Origin of the sequence: Pseudomonas sp. Sample_20 (assembly GCF_004307585.1) — a bacterium.
In the GTDB taxonomy this organism is placed as follows: domain Bacteria; phylum Pseudomonadota; class Gammaproteobacteria; order Pseudomonadales; family Pseudomonadaceae; genus Aquipseudomonas; species Aquipseudomonas atacamensis.
In genome coordinates this window covers 17,914-36,111 of sequence record NZ_RCOA01000058.1, presented here as the reverse complement: position 1 = coordinate 36,111, position 18,198 = coordinate 17,914, and the positions used below count along the sequence as shown (strand labels likewise).

Sequence of the window (18,198 nt, the reverse complement as noted above, 5' to 3'; positions counted from 1 at the left end):
CCCCATGAATGGTTGAGTCAATCAACAGAGGTGACAGGTAGGCTGACACGGGGGGTTGCCTTTAAAAGACAAGATCAAATTATCGCAGCCTTGCGCAGCTCCTTCAGGGGATTGTGGGCAGCTTAGGCCTGCGGCAGTTTGCGGAAGCCCACAGCCAAGCGATTCCAGCCGTTGATGGTGTTGATCGCCACCGTCAGGTCAACCAGTTCCTTCGGCGAAAACTGTGCAGCGACGACTTCATAGTCTTCGTCCGGCGCGTGGGTCAGGCTCAGTTGTGTCAGCGACTCGGTCCACAGCAGCGCGGCGCGTTCACGCTCGCTGAAGAATGGCGCTTCCCGCCATGCCGTCACGGCGAACAGGCGGCGTGGGGTTTCGCCGTCCTTGATCGCGTCGGCGGTGTGCATGTCGATGCAGAATGCGCAGCCGTTGATCTGTGAAGAGCGCAGCTTGACCAGTTCGAGCAGGCTCTTTTCCAGCGACAGTTTCGAGACGGCATTTTCCAGCGCCATCATCGCCTTCATGGCATCAGGGGAAGCGGTGTAGAAATCGGCACGAGGTTGCATGGTGGGCTCCGGGGTAGCGATTGAATGTGTGGCTACGTTAGTCCCCGGGGGTGCTTCGGCAAATAGCCAATATTGCAGAAGAACGGTAGGCCACTTGGCGCGGCGACTGACCGCTCGTCACTCGACGGGCACCAAGGTTTCAGTGCGCAAGACCAATATCAGGTAATCCCCTTTATCAGGAGACGTACCATGATGACGCGCAAATTCACTTCGTTATTGTTGGCCGGCCTGCTTGCCACGGCATCCGCCCCCAGCTTCGCGGCCAATGACAGCACCGATGCGACGGGCACCAAGTCCGGCGGCGCCAGCAGCTCGACCATGCCGCCAGACAACACCCCGGGCTCGCCATCGGGTGGCAGCGGTTCTGGCGGAACCAATAACGGCACCGGCACCGGTACTGGCTCGGGAATGGGCACTGGCACGGGCACCAATGGCGGCGCCAGTGGTTCGGGTTCCGGCGCGGGCGGTGGCACCGGTTCGGCCGGCGGCGGCACGGGTGGCGCGGGCGGTGGCACGGGCGGCTGAACGAACAAGAGCCATCCCAGATAAAGCAACACTGAGTAACTGTGGGAGCGAGCTTGCTCGCGAAGGCATTGTGTCAGTCGACTGATTTGGTCACCGGTGCGCCGCCTTCGCGAGCAAGCTCGCTCCCACATTTGCTCAACAGTGTGACTGAGATCAGCGATCCGAACGCATCAGTTCGGCAAAACCTTCTTCCGGCGCATACACCGCCGCGCGATTGCGCCCGGCATTTTTCGCCTCATACAAAGCCGCGTCAGCGCGCTGGATAAACACTTGCGGGCTGTCGTTGCCGTGCGGAATAAACGCATAACAGCCCAGGCTCACGGTGAGATAACCGGTCGGCGACCCACTGTGGACGATGTGCTTGTCGATCACGCTGCGGCGAATCTGCCCGGCTATCGCCAGCGCGCCGTTGATGTCCGTGTCTGGCAGCAGCACGGCAAATTCTTCGCCGCCGTAACGTACCGCCAGATCCGACTTGCGCTGGCAGCAAGCCTTCACCACTTGTGCCACCTGCGCCAGGCATTGATCGCCGGCGACATGGCCGTAAGCATCGTTGTAGCGCTTGAAGAAATCGATATCGAGCATGATCAGGCTGACCGGACTGACCTGGCGTGCGCCCCGGGCAAATTCAATGTCCAGCGAGCGCTCGAACAAGCGCCGATTGGCCAACCCGGTCAGGCTGTCGTGGGTGGCGATCTGCTCCAGCGCCAGTTGCGCCTTGCGCAGGTTTTTCTCGATCCGTTCGCCATCGCGCACTTGATGAATGAACACCCAGCCGAACAGGCCAACCCCGAGAATCACCAGCGCGACAATCACGCTGGACTGAAAGGCGCGGTCATACCAGCCCTGCAGAATCGTGTCTTGCGACGTCGCAGCAGAGACCACCAGCGGATACGAGGCGAGCTGTCGATAGCCATACAAGCGGGTCACGCCGTCGACCACGGAGTTGAGCATCGCGGTGCCAGCGTTAGCGTTCGGCAGCAGGGTTTGATAGATCTCGCCGTGGGCCACCGAGGTATTGATCAACGACTCATCAAAGGGCCGTCGCGCCAGCAAGGTGCCGTCGGTCAGCGCCAGAAACATGATGCCGCTGTCATCGAGGCTGAAGCTTTTGAAGAACTGATCGAAGTAGGACATGCGGATGCCCGCCATCAGCACGCCCTGAAAGTTGCCGAGCTGGTCGTTCACGCGTCTGGAAATCGGAATGATCCACTCGCCGTTTTCGCGGCTGCGAATCGCCGGGCCGATGTGCGCAACGGTCGAAGCATTCTGCTGATGGAACTTGAAATACTCGCGATCGGCCACGCCGTTGCCACGAGGCAGATCGGCGAACGAAGTAATGACCCACTGCCCTTCGCGATCGAAGAGAAAGATGCCATGCAACTGATCCAGTTGCTGCGCGCGGCGGGCAAAGATCCGCTGCAACCGAGGTCGCTGCGCCGCCCCGTAACCATCGTCCTGAATCCAGTCGACGAGGCTGGTCATCACCAGATCCGCCGCCCGCACAGTGTCCTCGGCCTGCTGCGCCATGGCCCGGGTCAGGTTGCCCGAAGCCATCTTCGCCACTGCCAGATCCTGACGCCGCGACTGCTCCAGTTGCAGGTACAGCAGACCGCACAGGCACAGGCTCACCGCAACGATAAACAGCACCGCCGCTTTGCGAAGCGGCAACCGTTTGAGCGTGCCGGGGGCCTGATGCGGATCGTGATTGGGGATTGGCAAAAGCATGTCCTGGGCAGGTACGACAGGGGCGCGAGCCCGAAACCCTTGTATGTGTGAGCGTAGCCCACCGGGATGTACCGGGCAAACGCCCGCCTCCCGCCCAGTTATCGGCGCGTCGCGAGTTTGGATGATCGCTTTTCGTCGATTTATTTACGATTGCTTCTTTACGGTTAATCAGTTGTGCAGGGCCAGGCGTCGCATCGCGCTGGTCAAGTGTGCGCGGGCACTTTGTGCATCGCCTTCACGCATCTGTTCATAGGCGCGCTGCGCAATCGCATGGGGCACCGGTTTCAATTCGCGCTGAGTGGCCAGTGCCAGCAGTTGCACCTGCGCGGCGCGTTCCAGGTAATACAGATCGTCCCAGGCTTCGGCAATGCTCGGCGCAGCGACAATCACACCGTGGTTTTTCAGAAAGAGAATGTCGGCATCGCCCATGACGCTGGCGATGCGGTCGCCTTCAGATGCGTCCAGCGCGAGGCCGTTGTAATCCTCGTCCACCGCTGTGCGCCCGTAAAACTTCAGCGCAGTCTGCCCCAGCCACAGCAGCGGCGGGCCTTGCAACAGGCACAACGCGGTGGCGTGCGGCATGTGCGTATGGAAAGCGACTTTTACCCGTGGCAGTTGTTTGTGCAGGCGCGCGTGGATGTAGAACGCGGTCGCTTCGGGCTCACCTTCGCCATCGACCACGTTGCCGGCGAAGTCACAGACCAGCAGATTTTGCGCGGTCACTTCCGAAAAAGCGTAGCCGTATGGATTGACCAGAAACAGATCATCATGCCCCGGCAGCATCGCCGAAAAGTGATTGCAGATGCCCTCCTCCAGACCATGCAATGCGGCCAGTTGCAAGCACGCAGCGAGTTCGTTGCGGGCGGTGATGATCGCCTCGGTGTCCAGGTTCGGCGTCGCGGTTGGTCTGGCTTTGCCAGTGCCGCTCAAGATATGAGCCATGGCAATTCTCCTTAGGTCCAGCCGAGGGATTTGAACAGCGGCAGCACTTGATCGAGGCTGGACAGGATCGCGTCGGGGCGATAGTCGGGCAACAACTGGCGCCCGGTGCCGCGATCGATCCACACGCAACGAAAACCCATGTCCCGCGCCGCCGTGTGATCGAGCATGGGGCTGGCGCAGATGTGCACCACTTCATCCCGGGTCACGCCCAATTGCTCATGAGCGTAGTCGAACAGGCGCGGCGCCGGCTTGTAGGCACCGGCCTGCTGCGCGGTGATCACCCGGTCGATATGGCCGCCGAGTTGCGCGACGTTACCGGCGATGATGTCGTCGTCGGTGTTGGAGACGATGCACAGCTTGAAGCCCAAGGCTTTGAGCTGCGCGAGGGTGTCGACCACTTCGGCAAATGGCGGCATGTTCGGGATGGCCGCCGCCAGACGCTGACTGTCCTCGGGCTGGCTCGGCAAGCCCAGTTCTGCCAGCGCCAGTTGCAGGCCGAGGATGCTGAGTTCGCGAAAGGAACGGTGCGGCGGTGTTTGTTCGAGACGGTGCTCGTGACGGTCGTAGACTTCGATCAACTTAGCGGCGTCGACTGCATGCCCGCCCTTGTCGCTGAGCATTTTTTCGACCACGGCTTTCAGGCCTTCATCCCACTGAATCAGCGTGCCGTAGCAATCGAAGGTCAGCCAGTGCGGGCGCGGCGTGTTGTTTAAGGTCATCGGTCGATTCCTCCACAGTGAGGACTTCAGCTTATGAGCGTGCGGTGATAGTGTGAAATTAAATAAACACTCAACCCTCATTCGCAAAACAACTATCAGGAATACCGCCATGCTGGATCTGGAATTGCTGAAAACCTTTGTCTGCGTGGTCGATGAAGGCAGCTTCACCCGTGCTGCCGAGCGTGTGCACCGCACGCAATCGACGGTCAGCCAGCAGGTGCGCAAACTCGAGGATCTGGTCGGCCACCCGCTACTCCTGCGCGACCGCACCGGAGTGAACGTCGCTCTCACTGAGCACGGCGAACTGCTGATCCACTATGCGCGCCGGTTGCTGGCGCTGTCCGCCGAAGCCACGCAAGCGCTGGCCAGTGACGTCGACCTGGAAGTGCTGCGCATCGGCATGCCGGAAGACTTCGACGCCCGGCGCATGGCCCTGATCCTCGCCGGCTTCACCCGCAACCATCCGCAGGCGCGCCTGGAAACCATCAGCGGCATGAGCCTCGACCTGCGCCAACGCCTCGACGCCGGCGACATCGACATTGCCCTGATCAAACGCGAACCCGACAGCGGCCCGGCATGGGCTACCTGGCCGGAACGACTGGTATGGGTCAAAGGCACCGAATTCGACACCTCCAGCGGTGTGCTACCGCTGGCACTGTTTCCGCAGGGCTGTCTGTACCGACAGCGGGCTATTCGCCTGCTCGATGTGGCGCAGCGACCATGGCGAGTGGCGTTCGGCAGCCACAGCCTGACCGGAATTCAAGCGGCGGTGGCGTCTGGATTAGGGATTTCGGTGTTACCGGTTTCGGCGGTATTGCCAGAGCACGAGGTGTGTAGGGATCTGCCGGAGTTGGCGCCGACGGAACTGGCGCTGGTCAGCCGCGAGGGAGTGTTGAGCGGGATGCAGCGTGGGTTGGTGGGGTTTTTGCGTGGGGAATTGGGGATGGATGCGGGGGGATTTGCCTGAATCCCCCGGCGATCTTTATTCGGGTTTGTTGATTTCGCGGAGCAGGTCGGCGGTGGGGATGTTCATGGTGTTTGAGTAGTAGGTTTTGTAGCCAAAGGCGGTGATGACGACTTTGCAGGGGATTTGGGTTTTATTGTATAGGAGGTTATTTAGCTCCGTTTTTGACAGGTGACGTTGTGAACTACGGTCGCTGGAGGTTTCAACCAGAAACGCGCTGGTGAGATAGGAAGATTTCTCTTTCTCTCTCTTGCTCACGTCTGAATCAATCAAACCTACGGCAGAAAATTGCATTGCTTTATCAACCGAGAAATCATGGTCATCCGCCAAGGCACACTCAAGCGTCCCTGACGCCATACCGACTCCCTCTCCACGATTAAAAAGATCCAGAACATCAACGTCCGATTGATATCGGATAGCGTACAACCGAAAACTTTCTCTTTCGACCGACACATAATTCAAATTTGCTGGAGGCTTCGCATGGTCTTTCGCACAGCCGGAACAAACGGCTAACAATGCGCAAAGCAAAAATCTGCACATCACGAAAACTCCCTCATGACTGATTCGAACAACAAATCGCTTGCGGATTTAGCTCCAGAGATAGGTGCGACAAATAGACCTTTAGCGTCTGCATGATTGGTATCTACGTTAGCATTAAGGGAAGGACCGCAAGATATGAGCCATTTTTCGCCAAAATCCGCTACACCATCTGAAGGATCTCTTTGAGTAGGCATCGCTCTGACGTTTATCCAATCCTCCGCAATGGGCTCGGGACGCTCACGATAGATATCCGAGCCTACCCACACCAATGCGCCTTCACCGACAGGGTCCAAAGTAATCAGCATAGGCACTCTGTACCCCCACTCCGACATTATTCTCGTAAGGTGCGCCCCATTCCACCCCCCAAGACTATGTCCAATAATGTAGATAGGGCAGATTTTGTACGGTATCAGACTCAAAACATGTCGCTGAATATCTGACTTGCCTCTGACCTCGTTGTAGCCCAGCCACTCCGACTTGTATTTCCCCTCATCTTGTAACGACTCAGCACGCTTATTAAAGTCCAGCCACGCCCGTTGTATATTTCGATACGGCCCAGAGAAGTAATAACTCTCCTTATCCCCGGCCCCACCAATAAAAAGCACGATCACCTTGGTACTTTCCACCGGCACAGGCTTGGCGCTGACATCCTTCTTGTCGGTCAGCGTATGCTCCTTGTGCAGCTTGTAAGTGTTGCCCTTCGCGCACGTTACCGTCTCCGCAGCCATTGCCTCACTCCTCCAGAAACAGCTTGATGGTTTCAGGCAGGTGCGAACTGACTTCGTGAGTAAACCCGTCGGCATCAGACACGCCATGCTCCATGCGCCCGTCGGCGCGCTGGATCATGTAGGGATGGTTGGGCATCGGTTCGCCAGTTACATCGTTGACCAGTTTCAACTTGTCGGTGAAGTGCACCGGCATCGGCAGCAGACCACTGAAAGGCGCCGCGACTACGGTGTCGCCAATGATCACCGTGCCTGAACCGCCGATGACGACATTGCCGTGGCCACCGGTGCTGTCCAGCGTCGCCGCGTTCAAGCCATTGATGAACACGGTGCCAGATACAGCGCCGCTGATCGCACTGCCGCAAGCGGACTTGTCGGTCATGCGCGCAGCCGCCAGTCCATCAAAATTGACATTTGGCGAGCCGCTGACGATCGGGTTGGTGCCGTGTCCCGGCAACGGGCAAGCGGTGGGGTCGGTGACGCGGGCAGCGGGTTTTCCGCTCATGAACAGCTCCTTGCAATGTGTCGTGCAGATCCTTTGAGGCGCGCAGCATGCGCGAATTTGCCAAGCGCTACAAATCGTCAGGCAAAAAAGGCGCTCATGCAAGCGCCTCTTTTCATAGGCTGTTACTGATGCTCACCGTACCGGCGGTACCCGAATATCCCCCGCCCGGCACTGCGTCTTCACCCCTTTGCCACACGCGCCGAACTGCAAATCCCTGTCCATGCACACCCGCACTTCCGACAGCTGCGGGCCGCTGCAAACCACCGCAATTCCGTCTTCGGGAATACCCGGATTGGCCTTGCGAAACAGATCGACAATCTCCTGCGCTTCGAAGTAGTACGACGTCGAGCCGAACGGCTGTAACGCCTGCGGAATCTTCACCGCGCCGAGGGCCTGATCGGACTTGTCCAGATAGCCCTCCGCGCCAAGACCGCTGCAGGTACCGTGCTTGGACCATTCGTGATCAAGAAGTTTTTTCGTCGGGTACATCGTCAGGCCCTTGCTGGTTTCTGCCGCCGATAGCCTGGTCAGCGGCGGACAGGATTCTGGCCAGCCGCCCTTGGCGTATTGCGGCCACAAACCGTGCAGGACAAAACCATAACCCTTGCCGGTGCACTGCGCGTCGTCCTTGTGCGACAGACAAAAAGTCGGCGACCAGGACAGCGCCAGCAGGTAGTAGTCGAACACCCCCGCCACCGATTCGGCCTGCGCTTTGTTCGACGCTGGCTGACGCGCCGAACTCATGCCGATGCTACCGGCCGTCAGCGCGATCAGCGCCAGAATTGTAAACAGCTTTTTCATTGACCCGTTCCTTGGGACGCCTGCGTCCGTGGTTTTCGTTGTTGGCCAGACCTGGCCAGTGCTGATTTCGACACGCTTGTATTGCAAGCGCATGACGCAAGGCAAGGCCCTGCGCCGTGCAAAGGTCTACGCTGAACAGGCAGACATCCAACAAGGGAACCGACATGAGTAAAGCAGACGAACTCGCCGCCAGACTCAAGCAGACACGGCATACCCAGGCTGATGCGGCGCTGGAAATCGATTGCTGGCCTGCTCAGGTGTACGACTTGTACCACCGCATCGAAGCCTGGCTACAGCCAGTCACCGAAGTAGGACTGAAGATTCGGCGCAATCCTACGCACGTTTGCGAAAGTTCGCCGGACGGCGAAAGCCACGACTACGCCATCGATCAGTTGGTGATCGAAGCGAACAATCACAGTCTGATTTTCGATCCGATTGCGCGGTTTACCGAGGATGGTTGCGGACGTGTCGAGATCAAGGTGCCGGGGCGTGATCAGTCGTTGCTGCGCACGGTTGACGAGCATGGCGAAAGCCATTGGTGGTTGCAGACTATCGAGACCGGCCAGGAGCTGGATGCGATCGCGCTGACGGAAAACAATCTGCTGCAAGTGGTGCAGCAAGGGTTGAGCCTGTAAGCCGCCCAGGTTAACTGACAAAACTGTAATGTTTGCCTCAGCCAACTGAAAGCCGGGGCTGGCTAGTCTCTCTGTCATGAGCCAGACGGGGATTTCCAGCGCATGCCTTCCATTCTCACAAGACGCACTTTTGTCAAAGGCCTGGCCGCCGGTAGCTTGCTCGGTGGCCTCGGGCTCTGGCGGACACCGGTCTGGGCGCTGAACGGCGCCGCGCCCGTCAACGAACTGAGCGGCAACGAATTCGAGTTGTTCATCGGCGAAACTCCGATCAATTTCACGGGTTCGGCACGCACAGCGATGACCATCAACGGCAGCCTGCCCGGCCCGCTGTTGCGCTGGCGCGAAGGCGATACCGTGACGCTGCGCGTGCGTAACCGGCTCGCGGCAGACACCTCGATTCACTGGCACGGCATTCTGCTGCCGGCGAACATGGACGGCGTACCGGGTCTGAGTTTCCATGGCATCGAACCGGGGGGCGTGTACGTTTACCAGTTCAAGGTTCGGCAACACGGCACCTACTGGTATCACAGCCATTCCGGCTTACAGGAGCAGGCCGGCGTCTACGGGCCGCTGGTCATTGAGGCCAAAGAGCCGGAACCGTTTCAGTACGATCGCGACTACGTGGTGATGCTCAGCGACTGGACCGACGAAGACCCGGCCAGCCTGATGAAGACCCTGAAAAAACAGTCCGACTACTACAACTTTCACAAACGCACCGTTGGCGACTTTATCAACGACGTCAGTGAAAAAGGCTGGGGCGCCACGGTTGCCGATCGCACGATGTGGGCGCAAATGAACATGAACCCCACCGACATCGCCGACGTCAGTGGCGCCACGTATACCTTTTTGATCAACGGCCAGGCCCCCGATGACAACTTCACCTGGCTGTTCCGTCCCGGCGAAAAACTGCGCCTGCGCCTGATCAACGGCTCGGCCATGACCTATTTCGATGTGCGTATTCCGGGACTGAAGATGACGGTGGTGGCTGCCGATGGCCTGCACGTCAAACCGGCCAGCGTCGATGAACTGCGCATCGCAGTGGCCGAGACCTATGACGTGATCGTTGAACCTGAAACCGAGGCCTATACCCTCTTCGCTCAAGCGATGGATCGCACTGGCTACGCCCGTGGCACTCTCGCCACACGCGCCGGCATGTCGGCAGCAGTGCCGACGCTGGATCCGCGTCCGTTGGTGAGCATGGACGACATGGGCATGGGCGGCATGGACCACGGCAGCATGGACATGAGCGCCATGGATCACTCCGCCATGGGCCCGATGCAAGCCCATCCCGACAGTGAAAACAACAATCCGCTGGTGGACATGCAGGCCATGATCACCGCGCCAAAGCTTGACGATCCGGGCCTTGGCCTGCGCAACAACGGCCGCCGAGTGCTGACCTACGCCGACCTGCGCAGCACCTTCGAAGACCCGGACGGCCGCGATCCGAGCCGCACGATAGAGCTGCACCTGACCGGCCACATGGAGAAATTCGCCTGGTCGTTCAACGGCATCAAATTCTCCGATGCCGAGCCTCTACGTCTGAAATACGGCGAGCGCATCCGCCTGGTGCTGGTCAACGACACCATGATGACCCACCCGATTCACCTGCACGGGATGTGGAGCGATCTGGAAGACGAAAACGGCAACTTTCAGGTGCGCAAACACACCATCGACATGCCGCCCGGCAGCCGCCGCAGCTACCGCGTCACCGCCGACGCCCTCGGCCGCTGGGCCTATCACTGTCATCTGCTTTATCACATGGAAACGGGCATGTTCCGCGAAGTGCGGGTGGAAGAATGAAGAGGCCGATCATGACTCGACTCAGCGTGTTCTCGCTGCTGCTCGCCGGCACCTCTGCCATGGCCGCCGACGATATGCAGGGCATGGACCACAGCCAGATGCCCGGGATGGATCATTCGGCGATGCAGAGCATGGACGACGGCATGATGCAGCCCGCCGCGCCCAGCGAAAGCCGCACGCCGATTCCGCCCGTGACCGACGCCGACCGCGCTGCGGTGTTCACCAGCCCCGTCGGTCATCAGGTGCATGACAGCGTTATAAACAGCTACTTTCTTGCCGACAAACTCGAATGGCAGAACGCCGATGACGGCAGCGCTTTGGCCTGGGATCTGTCCGGCTGGATCGGCGGGGATACCGATCGGCTGTGGCTGCGCTCTGAAGGCGAGCGCAACAACGGCAAGACTGAAGACGCGGAAATTCAAGCGCTATGGGGCCACGCGATTTCACCATGGTGGGACGTGGTCAGCGGCGTGCGTCAGGACTTCAAACCCGGCGCACCGCAAACCTGGGCCGCGTTCGGCGTGCAAGGCATGGCGCTGTACAACTTCGAGGCCGAAGCCACGGCTTTCCTCGGCGAGGGCGGCCAGAGTGCGGTACGTCTGGAGGGCGACTACGACATCCTGCTGACCAATCGACTGATCCTGCAGCCGACCGCAGAACTCAACATCTACGGCAAAAACGATCCGCAGCGAGGCATCGGCTCAGGGTTGTCCAATACCGAGGCGGGCCTGCGGTTGCGTTATGAAATCCGCCGCGAATTCGCGCCTTACATCGGCGTGACGTGGAATCGCACTTACGGCAACACCGCCGACTACGCCCGCGAAGAAGACGAGGATCGCAGTGAGGCGCGCCTGGTCCTCGGGGTCAGGCTGTGGTTCTGAATTCTTCTACAAAAACAAACCGGAGACCTTGCATGCGCACATTGACCCTGCCCCTGATATTCGCCAGCGGATTGCTCCTGAGCACCCTCGCCCAGGCCCATCCGAAACTGCTCTCGTCGACGCCAGCCGAAGGCGCGGAAGGCGCCGCGCCGGGCAGGATCGAGCTGCACTTTTCCGAGAACCTGGTCACGCAGTTCTCCGGGGCCAAACTGGTAATGACCGAAATGGGTGGCATGGCTCACTCGCCGATGCCCATGAAAGCCAAAGTCAGCGCCAGCAGTGATCCGAAAACCATGCTGATCACCCCGCTCGCCCCGCTGCCTGCCGGCACCTATCAGGTGCAGTGGCGCGCGGTGTCCGCCGACACGCACCCGATCACCGGTAACGTCACGTTCAAAGTGAAGTGAACAATGGCGGACCTGCTCAACATCATCCTGCGGTTCGCCTTGTATGTGGATTTGCTGCTGTTGTTCGGGCTGGCGTTGTTTGGCTTGTACAGCTTCAACGCGCTGCTGCGGTTCCGTCCGTTGTTGCGGGGCATGGCGGTGACAGGGGCATTGCTGTCAGTGGCCGGGCTGGTGCTGATGACCCGCGCCATGAGTGGCGAAACCCAGCTCGCGGCGTTGTGGCCGCACCTGCAGATGATGCTGCTGGAAACGGACGTTGGCCTGGCGTGGGCGCTGCGGATGACAGCGCTGGCCATCGTAGTGATCCGGCCGAGTCTGTGGCCAGCGTCGTTGGCAGGCGCCATTGCCCTCGCTTCGCTGGCGTGGAGCGGGCATGGCGCGATGGACGAAGGATGGCTGCGGTTCTGGCACTTTCTCAGCGACATCTTGCACCTGCTTGCGGCGGGAGCCTGGTTGGGTGCCTTGCTGGCGCTGGTGGTGATGGTGAGCGGGCGGATCGGTGATACACGCCTTCGCTTGCTCGCCGATGCAGTGAAACGCTTCGAATGGGTGGGCGCGTTGATCGTGCTGACGGTGTCGGTCACCGGGGTGATGAATTATCTTTTCATCGTCGGCCCAAGGCTCGACGGAGTGCTGTTCGGTACCTACGGGCAGCTGCTGGCGATCAAGGTGCTGGCGTTTGCCGTGATGCTGGTGCTCGCTGCGTTGAACCGCTTTCATCTTGGACCGTCACTGCAACAATCGCTGCGCGACGGTCAGCACCTCATCGCCGCGAACGCGCTGCGGCGCAGTGTCGTAATGGAGTTGGCCCTTGCCCTGCTGATCGTGGCGCTGGTGGCGTGGCTGGGCACATTGAGTCCGGACCCGGGATGACACCCGTGGAAGGCTTTCACTACACTGGGCCACCTTCCCTTTCAGAAGCCCGATCTCAATGACAACACTAAAAAGCACGATGATCCTCGGCGGCCTGCTGACCCTGGCGACTGGCGCTCACGCCGACCCGGCCACGTCCCACCTCGACAGCATTCAGCAACAAGGCCAGTTGCGCGTCTGCACCACCGGCGACTACAAGCCCTATACCTTCAAGCGCAACGATGGCGACTTCGAAGGCATCGACATCAGCATGGCCCGCTCCCTGGCCGACAGCCTCGGCGTCAAGGTGCAATGGGTGCAGACCACCTGGAAAACCCTGATGCCCGACATGCAGGCCGGCAAATGCGACATCGGCATGGGCGGCATCTCGGTCACACTGGAACGGCAGAAAAAAGCCTACTTCAGCAACACCCTCGACACTGACGGCAAGATCCCGCTGGTGCGCTGCGCCGACCAGTCCAAATACCAGACCATCGACCAGATCAACCAGCCCAACGTGCGCCTGGTGGAACCTGCCGGCGGCACCAACGAAGCCTTCGTCCACGCCTTCCTGCCCAAGGCGCAACTGGCCTTGCACGACAACGTGACGATCTTCCAGCAACTGCTCGACAACAAAGCCGACGTGATGATCACCGACGCCTCGGAAGCGCTGTATCAGCAGAAACTCAAACCGGGGTTGTGCGCTGTGAATCCGCATAAGTACATGCAGTACGGGGAGAAGGCTTACTTGCTGCCGCGCGACGACATCAGCTGGAAACTGTATGTCGATCAGTGGCTGCATTTGAGCAAGGTCACTGGCAAGTATCAGCAGACGTTGCGTGAGTGGATAGCGGTGCCGCAATAAGCCACTGAACCCGGCCACCGCGCGCGTTTAGGGAACGGTTCGCTCAATGCACGCGGTGTCGGGAATCTGAACGTGCTCAAACTGAATGCATTCCTGGCCGGCCTGCTGTTCGCCGTCGGTTGGGGGATAGCCGGCATCTGCCCTGGCCCGGCAGTGACCATCCTGTTGACGGGCCACTGGCAGGCAATGGTTTTCGTATTGGCGATGCTCGCAGGCATGGGGTTATTTACGCTGCTGGAAACCCGACGCAACCCGTGACCGCAGAACAACCGGCATTCAGGCGCATGGCACTCACGGCAGCCAGTGTTGGTGGTGATCAATGTTTTGCACAAGAGCGCGGATTGGATGATCTCCCCTGCCACGCACTCGTCGAGATCTGCGCCAACGATTTGAACGAGGGCCTGGCGAACCAGTAGCCCTGCATCAGATAAATGCCGCAATCGGCGAGAAAGTCTCTTTCCTCGGCACTTTCTATGCCCTCAGCGATCACTTCCACGCCCAGCTCTCTGCACATGTTCACCACGTTGCGCACGATCGTCTGGCGTACGCGGTCACGGTGAATATTGCGGATCAGCGCCATATCCAGCTTGATCAGGTCCGGTTGAAAATCCGCCAACAAGTTAAGGCCGGAATAGCCTGCGCCAAAGTCGTCGATCGCCGTCTTGAAACCAAACTCACGATACTCACGCAAGATATTCATCAAGTGTTTGTTGCTTTCGACGTGCTCGCCTTCCACAGCCTCGAAGATCAGCCGCTCCAGCGGAAAGCCGTATGTGCGCGCCGCTTCCAGCGTGCTGCGAATACACATCTCCGGCCGGTAAACGGCATTCGGCAGAAAGTTGATCGACAGGTACTGCGTCATGCCCAAGTCAGCCGCCGTGGAAATCGCCCGCACTCGACACAGTTGATCGAATCGGTAACGGTTCTGATCGTCCACCTGTTCCAGGACAGACAAGGCGCCTTCGCCGTTCACGCCGCGAACCAACGCTTCATGGGCAAACGTCGTTTGATCGCGCAGGTCCACAATGGGCTGGAAAGCGAAGGCGAAATCCATCTCTGGCACGCCTTTGTTCCTACAGCCCTGGCAGCCTCCGGGAGACGCGAATGATTTTGGAAAGTCGGTCATGAACCACCTGATGACGGCGTGCAACCTTCCATGGCGATAAATAAAACAGCTGCTGGCCTTAGTTATCTGCAAACAAGGCAATAACTTCAGCCCCGCGGCGCCTGAATAGTTGAAGGCACCGCGTGCGCCAAGTTGAAAAGATCAGGTGCGGAAATGCGCGGTCATTCGCTGCAGGTCCTGCCCCAGTGACGCCAACTCAATCGTCGCCGCCGCACTTTCTTCGCTGGCGACAGCCGACTGGTCAGCCACATCACGCACACTGACAATGCTGCGGTTGATTTCGTCGGCCACGGCACTTTGCTGCTCGGCGGCGGCCGAGATCTGCAGACTCATCTCTTGGATCGTACCGATGGACTGATTGATCTCGGTAATCGCCAATTCGGCCTTCTGCGCCAGTACCACCGTATCGAGGGTGCGTTCGCGGCTTGAGGTCATCAGCGCCGCGGCCGCTTGCGTGCCTTGTTGCAGGGTGACGATCAGCGCTTCGATTTCCTTGGTCGAGTCCTGCGTGCGCTGCGCCAGCGAGCGCACTTCGTCTGCCACCACAGCAAAACCACGACCCTGCTCACCCGCCCGCGCGGCTTCAATAGCGGCGTTCAACGCGAGCAGATTGGTCTGCTCGGCGACGGCTTTGATCACATCGATGACTTTGCCGATCTGCTCGCTGTCCTGAGTCAGCACATTCATCGCACCGCCCAACTCCTCAATGGCCATGGCAAGTTCGCTGATCTGCACCGTCGCCTGCTTGACCACCGTGCTGCCGTGGCGCGCCTGCTGATCGGCGAGGGTCGCGGCAGCGGAGGCATCGGTGGTGTTACGCGCAACTTCCTGCACCGTCGAAGCCATTTCGTGCATCGCCGTGGCAACTTGATCCACTTCGCTTTTTTGCTGACGTACACCTGCGCTGGTCTGCTCGCTCATGGCCGAGAGCTTTTCCGCAGAGGTGGAAATCTGCGTGACGCCATTGCCGATACCTTGCACCAGCGTGTTCAGGTTCTGCGCCATCTCCTGCATCGCATTTTGCAGATCGCCCAACTCATCTTTGCGCGCAGACCTGGCCTGGACCGTCAGGTCGCCTTTGGCAATCCGTCGTGCCAGATCAACCGTCAGCGCTAGCGGCGCAGTGATCTGGCGCGAGATGACCACCGAAGCCAACAGCCCGATCACCAGCGCCAACGCAGTCAATACCGCCATCTGAATAAAAGCCGAATGCTGATCCTCATGCGCAAGGCGCTGCTGGGTGTCCATCAGGCCACTCATGATCTTGTCCATCGCCTTGCTTTCCTGGTCGACCTGCTCGCGCATGTTCTGCTTCTGCTCAAACAGTCCGGCCACTTCCACCAGTACTTCGCGATAACGGCGCATGCCGGCGTGGGCTTCTTCCAGTTGGCTCGACAGCGCCGTCGGCAGGCTGGTGCGCGCCTTGCTGATATCACTCAAGAAGGTATCGATGGTTTCCATCAGCAGTTTTTTGTTCACGTCGTTGGGCACCGCGATGTAACGACGCAACATCAGGCGAAACGTGGTCATGCCATTGCGCAAATCGGCCACCGTGCGCAGCTCCCGAACGCGTTCGCCATCGGCAGACGCCAGTGCACTGGTCGTGGTGCCTTCAAGCATGCTGGCAAAAGTTTGCGCGTACTTGTCCGACAGCGCCGTCAGCGGTTTCAACGCATCCGTGGTCGACTGGTCGGCAGCGATCAGCCGTTTCACCTTCTGGTCGTAGGCAACAATCGTGGTTTGCAACGCCTTCAGGGCTTGCTGGTTTTCAGCGCGGGTCAAGGTGTCCAGCGCCTTGCCCACAAGGCCCTGCAAGACATTCAACTGCGCGTTATAGGACTCGGCGAACGCTGCGTCAGCGGCGGCTTCGTACTGTTTCTCGGACAGACGCATATTTTGCGTAGCGTCATTCAACGTGCCGATCAGACGCGTCGTACTCAAGCGATCAACCAGCACGCTGTTGCTGTTATAGCCAATGAAGGCAACCGCCAAAACGGCCAGCAGAAGAATGCCGAAGCCGGTTCCCAGCTTGCGGGAAACTTTGATGTCACCGAGGAAATTCGATGCTACTGCCATATTCAGCCTCAAACGTCCTGACGCGAAACGCCAGGCACAAAAAAATTGATCTCCGGTAACCACAGTCACCGTCCAGACATTCGGGGGTCGTCATCCAGGGCGGAATACGGGACGCTCCAGCTGTCCCGGGAATGCAAATGCCAATGCTGTTGAAGCGTCGAAAAGAGCCCGACGCGAGCACCGGCAGACAAATCCTTCACGTCGCAAACAGAGCGTCTGCACGCTGGATTTATCGTTTCAGCAAAGGTGTCTGGAGGGATGCTATTAATTTTGGGAAAACTTGTACAACTTTATATTTTTGTATAATCGTTGAACTTTTTGAGTGGCGTGATGACGCATTGCCATCATGATTTGTGGCACATCGCTACTGGCGTGAAAAGACGATGAAAAATGTCAGTGCAGAACCCCGCCCCTCTGCAGCAACGGCGTGCCGCATGCCACAGAGGGACACGGGTTTACGGCTTGATTTCAACCTTATCCAACGCCTGATTCACCGCCAACTCCGCCAACATCACCACCTGCGCAATGCCTAGCGCAGATTTGCGGCGCGAGTTATCCAGCGTCGCGGCAAAGTTGTTGAGCATTTCGGAGGCAGAACCCAGGGTTTCGCAGGCATTGGCCAACAGGGATTCCATGTCGTACTTCGGATTGGCGAGGTACATGCGTTCGGGCTCATCGGTGCTGGCCATGATTAGGCTGGCGGGAAGGAGATGGTGATCGAGCGCGCGCTCGGCGGCTTCGTGGAGTTTTTTTGGAATTGAAGGAGTCGTAGGGGGATGCGGGATCGGTTTCTGGTGGGTTGGGTGTTGGTTTGAACATGGTGTAACTCCTGACGGATAAACGAAAAGGAGCCATCACTCTCGCTACCAAACGAAGGGTGGAGGCCATACGCAGGTTGGTAGACCGGTCGTCAGGAACCCCGGCGCATCCGAAGACGCCCCGCGCATGACCACCATAAAACGAAGACGAGAAACGTCGTCGCAAGACAGTAGTCTTGTGCTTCTGACGGAGACGGGCTACCAAACCCGATCACTGTTTTCAGTGACCCGGAGACGATAAAACCCGCAGGCTAGACGCACAAGCCGGCGGATTCTGTCTTAGGTGTAGGGGGAGGCGCAAGGTGGTGTAGGCCTTAGACTGCACCTTCTCGACCAACCTAAACAAGAGTGGTTTTCGCTGTTTAAACTCACAATAAATAGATACGTTCCTATTCCCGTCCCAGCGATCATCCGGCCGCGCATAACCTGCCTTGTTGAAGCGATATGGCGTGTTTGAAAAGCGTTTGACTAGACAATGCTGGACGGCATGGTGGCACTCCGCTAGTCTCAGGATGGTTACCTCAGCGAATTTCTAGGATCGATAATGGAATATCTCACGCATATATTTACTTTTTTAGTTGGGCTAGGCGCTGGATGGACTGCGAAAATCGTAGTTAGCAAGATCCAAACTAATAACTCTCAAAAACGAAAAACCGCGCAGAACAACAACACCGTTCATGGCGATATGGCCGGTGGTGACATGAACAAAAATAATCGGCAGTAAAC

Annotated in this window: 19 protein-coding genes and 2 pseudogenes; 10 read left to right on the top strand and 11 right to left on the bottom strand. The window is 58.8% G+C overall.

Translation table 11 applies throughout. The features are described from left to right. Nucleotides 1-122 precede the first annotated feature (122 nt). A complete protein-coding gene (locus tag D8U70_RS12775) occupies nucleotides 123-563 on the bottom strand; it encodes a carboxymuconolactone decarboxylase family protein (RefSeq protein WP_016775423.1) in 441 nt (146 codons plus the stop codon). A gap of 189 nt (nucleotides 564-752) precedes the next feature. Here D8U70_RS12775 and D8U70_RS12770 point away from each other — a divergent pair, with 189 nt between their 5' ends. After that, the gene (locus D8U70_RS12770) at nucleotides 753-1,088 is read left to right on the top strand and encodes a hypothetical protein (protein WP_130929020.1); all 336 of its coding nucleotides are present in this window, start codon (nucleotides 753-755) and stop codon (nucleotides 1,086-1,088) included. Nucleotides 1,089-1,241: 153 nt separating this feature from the next. Here D8U70_RS12770 and D8U70_RS12765 read toward each other — a convergent pair whose 3' ends face one another. The 3 genes from D8U70_RS12765 to D8U70_RS12755 all read right to left on the bottom strand — a co-directional run bounded on the left by D8U70_RS12765 (nucleotide 1,242) and on the right by D8U70_RS12755 (nucleotide 4,477). Further along, nucleotides 1,242-2,810 carry a sensor domain-containing diguanylate cyclase gene (locus D8U70_RS12765; protein WP_130929019.1) on the bottom strand — a complete coding sequence of 523 codons (1,569 nt, stop codon included), beginning with the start codon at nucleotides 2,808-2,810 and terminating at the stop codon, nucleotides 1,242-1,244. Between the two features lie 174 nt (nucleotides 2,811-2,984). Next, complete coding sequence (locus tag D8U70_RS12760) at nucleotides 2,985-3,758, bottom strand: aldolase (protein ID WP_130929018.1); 774 nt, start codon at nucleotides 3,756-3,758, stop codon at nucleotides 2,985-2,987. Between the two features lie 11 nt (nucleotides 3,759-3,769). Further along, a complete protein-coding gene (locus D8U70_RS12755; RefSeq protein WP_130929017.1) occupies nucleotides 3,770-4,477 on the bottom strand; it encodes a haloacid dehalogenase type II in 708 nt (235 codons plus the stop codon). Nucleotides 4,478-4,586: 109 nt separating this feature from the next. Here D8U70_RS12755 and D8U70_RS12750 point away from each other — a divergent pair, with 109 nt between their 5' ends. Further along, a complete protein-coding gene (locus D8U70_RS12750) occupies nucleotides 4,587-5,444 on the top strand; it encodes a LysR substrate-binding domain-containing protein (protein WP_130929016.1) in 858 nt (285 codons plus the stop codon). A gap of 15 nt (nucleotides 5,445-5,459) precedes the next feature. Here the strand turns inward: D8U70_RS12750 and D8U70_RS12745 are convergent, their stop codons facing one another. The 4 genes from D8U70_RS12745 to D8U70_RS12730 all read right to left on the bottom strand — a co-directional run bounded on the left by D8U70_RS12745 (nucleotide 5,460) and on the right by D8U70_RS12730 (nucleotide 8,012). Further along, entirely contained in the window at nucleotides 5,460-5,981 is a 522-nt protein-coding gene (locus D8U70_RS12745) for a hypothetical protein (RefSeq protein WP_038861910.1), read from the bottom strand. Further along, nucleotides 5,981-6,709 (bottom strand): alpha/beta hydrolase, encoded by a 729-nt coding sequence (locus D8U70_RS12740; RefSeq protein ID WP_130929015.1) that lies wholly within the window; start codon nucleotides 6,707-6,709, stop codon nucleotides 5,981-5,983. The genes D8U70_RS12745 and D8U70_RS12740 overlap by 1 nt, the downstream gene beginning before the upstream one ends. A 4-nt stretch (nucleotides 6,710-6,713) precedes the next feature. Next, complete coding sequence (locus tag D8U70_RS12735) at nucleotides 6,714-7,241, bottom strand: PAAR domain-containing protein (protein ID WP_256674686.1); 528 nt, start codon at nucleotides 7,239-7,241, stop codon at nucleotides 6,714-6,716. A 102-nt stretch (nucleotides 7,242-7,343) separates the two neighbouring features. After that, nucleotides 7,344-8,012, bottom strand: coding sequence for a ribonuclease T2 (locus D8U70_RS12730; protein ID WP_130929014.1), 669 nt, complete (start codon nucleotides 8,010-8,012; stop codon nucleotides 7,344-7,346). Between the two features lie 164 nt (nucleotides 8,013-8,176). Here D8U70_RS12730 and D8U70_RS12725 point away from each other — a divergent pair, with 164 nt between their 5' ends. The 7 genes and pseudogenes from D8U70_RS12725 to D8U70_RS12695 form a co-directional block, all read left to right on the top strand. Further along, nucleotides 8,177-8,647: a hypothetical protein gene (locus D8U70_RS12725; protein WP_071173016.1), complete on the top strand. Its 471-nt coding sequence runs from the start codon at nucleotides 8,177-8,179 to the stop codon at nucleotides 8,645-8,647. Nucleotides 8,648-8,749: 102 nt separating this feature from the next. Next, complete coding sequence (locus D8U70_RS12720) at nucleotides 8,750-10,447, top strand: copper resistance system multicopper oxidase (RefSeq protein WP_130929013.1); 1,698 nt, start codon at nucleotides 8,750-8,752, stop codon at nucleotides 10,445-10,447. An 11-nt stretch (nucleotides 10,448-10,458) separates the two neighbouring features. Next, nucleotides 10,459-11,328 carry a copper resistance protein B gene (locus D8U70_RS12715; protein ID WP_122746900.1) on the top strand — a complete coding sequence of 290 codons (870 nt, stop codon included), beginning with the start codon at nucleotides 10,459-10,461 and terminating at the stop codon, nucleotides 11,326-11,328. Between the two features lie 32 nt (nucleotides 11,329-11,360). Then, nucleotides 11,361-11,735, top strand: coding sequence for a copper homeostasis periplasmic binding protein CopC (copC, locus tag D8U70_RS12710; RefSeq protein ID WP_056791417.1), 375 nt, complete (start codon nucleotides 11,361-11,363; stop codon nucleotides 11,733-11,735). Between the two features lie 3 nt (nucleotides 11,736-11,738). Then, on the top strand, nucleotides 11,739-12,608 hold the full coding sequence (gene copD, locus D8U70_RS12705) for a copper homeostasis membrane protein CopD (protein ID WP_130929012.1): 870 nt from the start codon (nucleotides 11,739-11,741) through the stop codon (nucleotides 12,606-12,608). Between the two features lie 58 nt (nucleotides 12,609-12,666). Continuing rightward, entirely contained in the window at nucleotides 12,667-13,452 is a 786-nt protein-coding gene (locus tag D8U70_RS12700; protein ID WP_130929011.1) for a transporter substrate-binding domain-containing protein, read from the top strand. Between the two features lie 102 nt (nucleotides 13,453-13,554). Further along, nucleotides 13,555-13,710, top strand: a pseudogene (locus D8U70_RS12695) (DUF6691 family protein); the annotation flags it as partial. Nucleotides 13,711-13,768: 58 nt separating this feature from the next. Here the strand turns inward: D8U70_RS12695 and D8U70_RS12690 are convergent. From D8U70_RS12690 to D8U70_RS12680, 3 genes and pseudogenes are all read right to left on the bottom strand, one after another. Further along, nucleotides 13,769-14,578 carry an EAL domain-containing protein gene (locus D8U70_RS12690; RefSeq protein WP_130929010.1) on the bottom strand — a complete coding sequence of 270 codons (810 nt, stop codon included), beginning with the start codon at nucleotides 14,576-14,578 and terminating at the stop codon, nucleotides 13,769-13,771. 141 nt (nucleotides 14,579-14,719) lie between these two features. Further along, the gene (locus tag D8U70_RS12685; RefSeq protein ID WP_130929009.1) at nucleotides 14,720-16,654 is read right to left on the bottom strand and encodes a methyl-accepting chemotaxis protein; all 1,935 of its coding nucleotides are present in this window, start codon (nucleotides 16,652-16,654) and stop codon (nucleotides 14,720-14,722) included. A 455-nt stretch (nucleotides 16,655-17,109) separates the two neighbouring features. Then, nucleotides 17,110-17,473: pseudogene (locus D8U70_RS12680) on the bottom strand (hypothetical protein). 543 nt (nucleotides 17,474-18,016) lie between these two features. On the opposite strand from D8U70_RS12680, the gene D8U70_RS12675 reads away from it, so the two are divergent. Beyond that, entirely contained in the window at nucleotides 18,017-18,196 is a 180-nt protein-coding gene (locus D8U70_RS12675; RefSeq protein ID WP_130929008.1) for a hypothetical protein, read from the top strand. The last annotated feature ends 2 nt before the right edge of the window (nucleotides 18,197-18,198 follow it).